The 4,850-nt window shown below is 49.1% G+C and carries 4 protein-coding genes; 1 reads left to right on the top strand and 3 read right to left on the bottom strand.

The features are described 5' to 3' along the window. From nth to DDR33_RS20905, 3 genes are all read right to left on the bottom strand, one after another. On the bottom strand, positions 1-701 hold a 701-nt coding region (gene nth / locus DDR33_RS20915; RefSeq protein WP_109417805.1), incomplete at its 3' end, for an endonuclease III. Between the two features lie 49 nt (positions 702-750). Beyond that, positions 751-945, bottom strand: a complete 195-nt coding sequence (locus DDR33_RS20910; protein WP_109417750.1) for a hypothetical protein — start codon at positions 943-945, stop codon at positions 751-753. An 83-nt stretch (positions 946-1,028) separates the two neighbouring features. Further along, positions 1,029-1,616, bottom strand: a complete 588-nt coding sequence (locus tag DDR33_RS20905; RefSeq protein ID WP_109417749.1) for an RNA polymerase sigma factor — start codon at positions 1,614-1,616, stop codon at positions 1,029-1,031. A 356-nt stretch (positions 1,617-1,972) separates the two neighbouring features. Here DDR33_RS20905 and uvrA point away from each other — a divergent pair, with 356 nt between their 5' ends. Then, positions 1,973-4,771: an excinuclease ABC subunit UvrA gene (gene uvrA, locus DDR33_RS20900; protein ID WP_394341128.1), complete on the top strand. Its 2,799-nt coding sequence runs from the start codon at positions 1,973-1,975 to the stop codon at positions 4,769-4,771. Positions 4,772-4,850 lie beyond the last annotated feature (79 nt).

The raw sequence follows: 4,850 nt of genomic DNA, 5'->3' as shown, positions 1-4,850 counted from the left end.
TTAACCATAACCCATAACTCATCACCCATAACTCCTCTTGCAACTTGCAACTTTGCCGCTTTCTTCTGTCCTTGCTCGTAATACTTACAGAACCAGGTGATGGGGCAGACTTCGCATTTGGGGCGGCGTGCCAGGCAAATGTAGCGGCCATGGAGAATGAGCCAGTGGTGGGCGGTGCCAAGGGTTTCCTTGGGCAGATACTGCATGAGCTGCTTTTCCACGGCCAGGGGTGTGCGCGCGTTTTGGGTGAGGCCAAGGCGGTTGGCAACACGGAATACGTGGGTGTCGACAGCGATAGCGGGCGCGTGGTAAACTACGGAGGCAATAACGTTGGCGGTTTTACGGCCAACCCCGGGCATCTTCTGTAGTTCTTCTATGGTGGAGGGTACTACTCCGTTAAACTCTGTTGTTAGCTTTTGGGCCATCCCGACGAGGTGTTTGGCCTTGTTGTTGGGATAGCTGACGGTACGGATATATTGAAAAACTTCTTCGGGTGTGGATGCGGCCAGCATGTAGGGATCCGGGAAACGCTGAAACAGGGCCGGGGTTACCTGGTTGATCCGCTTGTCGGTACATTGTGCTGATAGAATAACGGCTACCAGCAGTTCGTAAGGGTTGCTGTAATGTAGTTCTGTTTGGGCATCGGGCTGATGGGCAGAAAAATATTCCACAAAAGCTCTGAACCGTTCTTTTTTTTGCATATGCAAAAGTAACGACAGCAGCGGGATATTAGTATATGGCCCGGGGTTGTTATTCCCTGAACCTGGAAGAATATTCCATGATTTTTTTAATGGATTCTGCTTGCGGATCGCGAAGGGCTTCGTCCAGTTTAGGGCGGATGGAAGTGTAAAAGTTTTCGTCTTCAGCTGAAAGCGTATCCGGGGATTCGATCCGGAGCTCTTCTGCCGGATAAAGGCCTGACAGGAGGGTAGAAAATTGTATCATAAGCAATGCCGTTTTATTAATTATTTCTAACTAGAACGGCATTCCTTATGATTTTATTTTAATGTACTGAAAATTTTGCCAGATTAACTGACCCTGACGCTGATTTCTTTTGTCTGCAGCATCTTGCGAAGATTGTTAAGGGCATAGCGCATGCGGCCTAAGGCTGTATTGATACTTACCTGGGTGACGTCGGCTATTTCCTTAAAGCTCATGTCGCCGTAATGGCGCATGATCAATACTTCTTTTTGTTCTGCGGGCAGCATCTGGATGAGATTCCGTAAATCCTTGTGTGTCTGATCTCTCACCATGCGTTCTTCGATACTTTCATCGTGAAAACCGAGTACGTCGAAAATGTCGAATCCATCGCCGCTGGTGATGACCGGTGTGCGCTTTTCTTTACGGTAATAGTCGATCACCAGGTTGTGTGCTATGCGCAGTACCCAGGGCAGGAATTTGCCTTCTTCGTTGTACTTCCCTGTTTTCAGGGTATTGATCACTTTGATGAAGGTGTCCTGGAAAATGTCTTCTGCCAGATACTGATCCTTCACGAGCATATAAATAGATGTATAAATTTTGGATTTGTGTCTTCTTAATAACTCAGCCAAACCCGCCTCCTGACCAGCGACATACATGTGTATCAACTCCTGGTCATTCTTCCCTTGAAGCTTCATAGGACTCCTCTCTTTTAATTCCCCTTTAATTTTTATTGCAAAAAAGTATTAAGTAGAGGTTTCTCCAAATTTCTTCTCCTGTTAAGTTAATTAGCTATTAATGTGTGTGTGTTGAATCTATACTCAAATATAATGAATTATTGTATATGGTGCAACATTTTTATTAAGTTGAAAGTTTAAAGTTGAAAGTGAAAAGAGAGTTAAGAGACATGGGTTATGATAGCCGGTAGCCGGTATTGATAGCTGAAGGCTGATTGCTGCTTCCTCCTCCTCAAATCTGTTTCCTTATATCTCATATCTAAGCACTATTCCCTACCTTTGTAGTAGGTTAGACCGCGGAGGCGGTGTAAGGTTTAATGATGACAGAAACAGAGAAAGATCCAAAGAAGTATATTATCATAAAGGGGGCGCGTGTTCATAATCTAAAGAACATTGATGTGGCGCTGCCGAAAAACAAGCTGGTTGTGATTACAGGGATGTCGGGCTCGGGAAAGTCTTCGCTTGCTTTTGATACGCTGTACGCTGAGGGGCAAAGACGTTATGTGGAGAGCCTGTCGTCGTATGCGCGGCAGTTTATGGGAAGGATGAATAAGCCGGACGTGGATTATATTAAGGGGATTGCGCCTGCGATTGCTATTGAACAGAAGGTGATCACGAGCAATCCGCGTTCGACCGTGGGCACTTCTACGGAGATCTATGATTACCTGAAATTGTTGTTTTCGCGGATCGGGCGGACGTTTTCGCCGGTGTCGGGGAGGGAAGTGAAGCGGGATTCGGTGAGCACTGTGGTGAATTTTATGAGCGCCCTGCCGGATGATACGCCTGCGACAGTGCTTTGTCCTCTTCATCCTCATAACAACCGGACACTGAAAGAGGAACTGGCGGTGTTGCTGCAGAAGGGTTTTACCAGGATCTACCTGGATGACAGCCTGCGGCGGATTGAGGAGGTGCTGGAGGATGCGTCGCTGAAGGATATGAAGCTTCAGGATGACGGACGTGTGAAGATCGTGATCGACCGAATCTCGGTGAACCAGGAAGAGGAAACGATCAGCAGGATGGGAGATTCTGTACAAACAGCGTTTTTTGAAGGCCTGGGGGATTGCCTGGTGGAGGAGAGCGGCAATATGCATGTGTTCTGCGACCGGTTTGAGCTTGATGGGATCCGCTTTGAGGAGCCGGGGCCTAATTTCTTCAGTTTTAATAATCCATATGGAGCCTGCAAGCGCTGCGAGGGGTATGGGAAGGTGATCGGGATAGATGAGGACCTGGTGGTGCCTGATAAGAGCAAGTCGGTGTATGATGGTGCGATTGCGCCGTGGCGGGGTGAGAAGATGAAGGTCTGGCTCGACGAACTGCTGAAGCATGCGCTGAAGTTTGATTTCCCGGTGCACCGGGCTTATAATCAGCTGACGGATGGGCAGCGCCAATTGCTCTGGACAGGCAATAAGTGGTTCCGCGGACTGGATGATTTTTTCGCTGAGCTGGAGACACAAACTTATAAGATACAATACCGCGTGATGCTTTCGAGATATCGCGGAAAAACGAACTGCCCTGAATGCAAAGGCAGCCGCCTGCGGAAGGATGCTTCTTATGTGAAGGTGGCGGGGAGGTCGATCACTGATATTGTGCTGATGCCGCTGGAAACGGCGCTTGGCTTTTTTACTTCTTTGGAGCTTACCGAAAATGAGGAGAAGATTGCCAGGAGGCTGCTGGCGGAGATTACCAACCGCGTTAAATACCTCAACGATGTGGGACTGGGCTACCTGACGCTTAACCGGCTTTCGAATACGTTGTCGGGGGGCGAGTCGCAGCGGATCAACCTGGCGACTTCGCTGGGAAGTTCTCTGGTGGGGTCGGTGTATGTGTTGGATGAACCCAGTATCGGGCTTCATCCGCGTGATACGCAGCGCCTGATCGGCGTGCTGAAGTCTTTGAGGGATACAGGCAATACGGTGCTGGTGGTGGAGCATGAGGAGGAAATGATGAGGGCGGCGGATCACCTGATCGATATCGGCCCGGCGGCGGGTACTCATGGCGGCGAACTGGTTTTTGCGGGTAATTATGAACAGATCATTCGTGATGAAAACAGCCTCACCGGAAAATACCTGAGCGGGAAAGAGGAGATTGCTGTTCCGGTGGGGAGAAGGAAGTGGACTGATTTTATCGAGGTGAAGGGGGCCCGGGAGAATAACCTGAAGAACATTGATGTGAAGTTTCCGCTGAACGTGCTTACCTGTGTGACGGGGGTGTCGGGTTCGGGTAAGACTTCGCTGGTGAAACGGATTCTGCAACCTGCTTTGCAAAAGGCTATCGGGAATTACTCGGGGGAACAAACCGGGGCTTATGACGGCATTGAAGGTGCTTATAACCTGGTTGAACAGGTGGAACTGGTGGACCAGAACCCGATTGGCCGGTCGTCGCGCTCTAATCCTGTTACGTATGTGAAGGCCTGGGATGATATCCGGAACTTGTATGCTTCGCAGTCATCTGCCAAAGCGGCGGGACTTAAGCCGGCGGCGTTTTCGTTCAATGTGGAGGGCGGGCGCTGCGATGTTTGCCAGGGAGAGGGCGAAGTGAAGATCGAGATGCAGTTTATGGCGGATATTTTTCTTCCCTGTGAGGCCTGCAACGGTAAACGGTTTAAACAGCATGTGCTGGATGTGACTTACAAGGAGAAGAGTGTTTCGGAAGTGCTTGATATGACCATAGAGGAGGCGCTGGAGTTTTTTAAGGATGAGGCTAAAATTGTGAACAAGATACAGCCGCTGGCTGATGTTGGCCTGGGGTATGTGAAACTCGGGCAGTCTTCGAATACGCTTTCGGGCGGGGAGGCGCAGCGGATTAAGCTGGCGTCGTTCCTGATCAGGGGAAATAACAGCAGTAAAACGTTGTTTATCTTTGATGAGCCAACTACGGGCCTTCATTTTCATGATATTAAGAAACTGCTGAAATCTTTTAATGCCCTGCTCGACCAGGGTAATACAATTGTTGTGATTGAACATAATATGGACGTGGTGAAGTGTGCTGACTGGATCATCGATATCGGTCCTGAGGGCGGAGATAAGGGCGGAGAACTGGTTTTTGAAGGGGTGCCCGAGGATTTGGTGAAGGAGGAGAGGTCGTATACGGGGAGGTTTTTGGAAGTTAAAAGTTAAAAGTAGAAAGTTGAGGGCAGGGGGGAGAGAGGTTGTGAGTGATGATTTATAAGTTGATGGCTATGTATCTTAACCCAAA

This window comes from Pararcticibacter amylolyticus (genome assembly GCF_003130405.1).
GTDB lineage: Bacteria > Bacteroidota > Bacteroidia > Sphingobacteriales > Sphingobacteriaceae > Arcticibacter > Arcticibacter amylolyticus.
Note: the sequence above shows the minus strand (reverse complement) of the source record. Positions and strands in the feature narration are given on the sequence as shown.

Excerpts from the sequence above, each read along its gene's own strand:
- DDR33_RS20910 (WP_109417750.1), bottom strand. The coding sequence starts at position 945 with ATGATACAATTTTCTACCCTCCTGTCAGGCCTTTATCCGGCAGAAGAG.
- DDR33_RS20905 (WP_109417749.1), bottom strand. The coding sequence starts at position 1,616 with ATGAAGCTTCAAGGGAAGAATGACCAGGAGTTGATACACATGTATGTC.
- uvrA (WP_394341128.1), top strand. The coding sequence starts at position 1,973 with ATGATGACAGAAACAGAGAAAGATCCAAAGAAGTATATTATCATAAAG.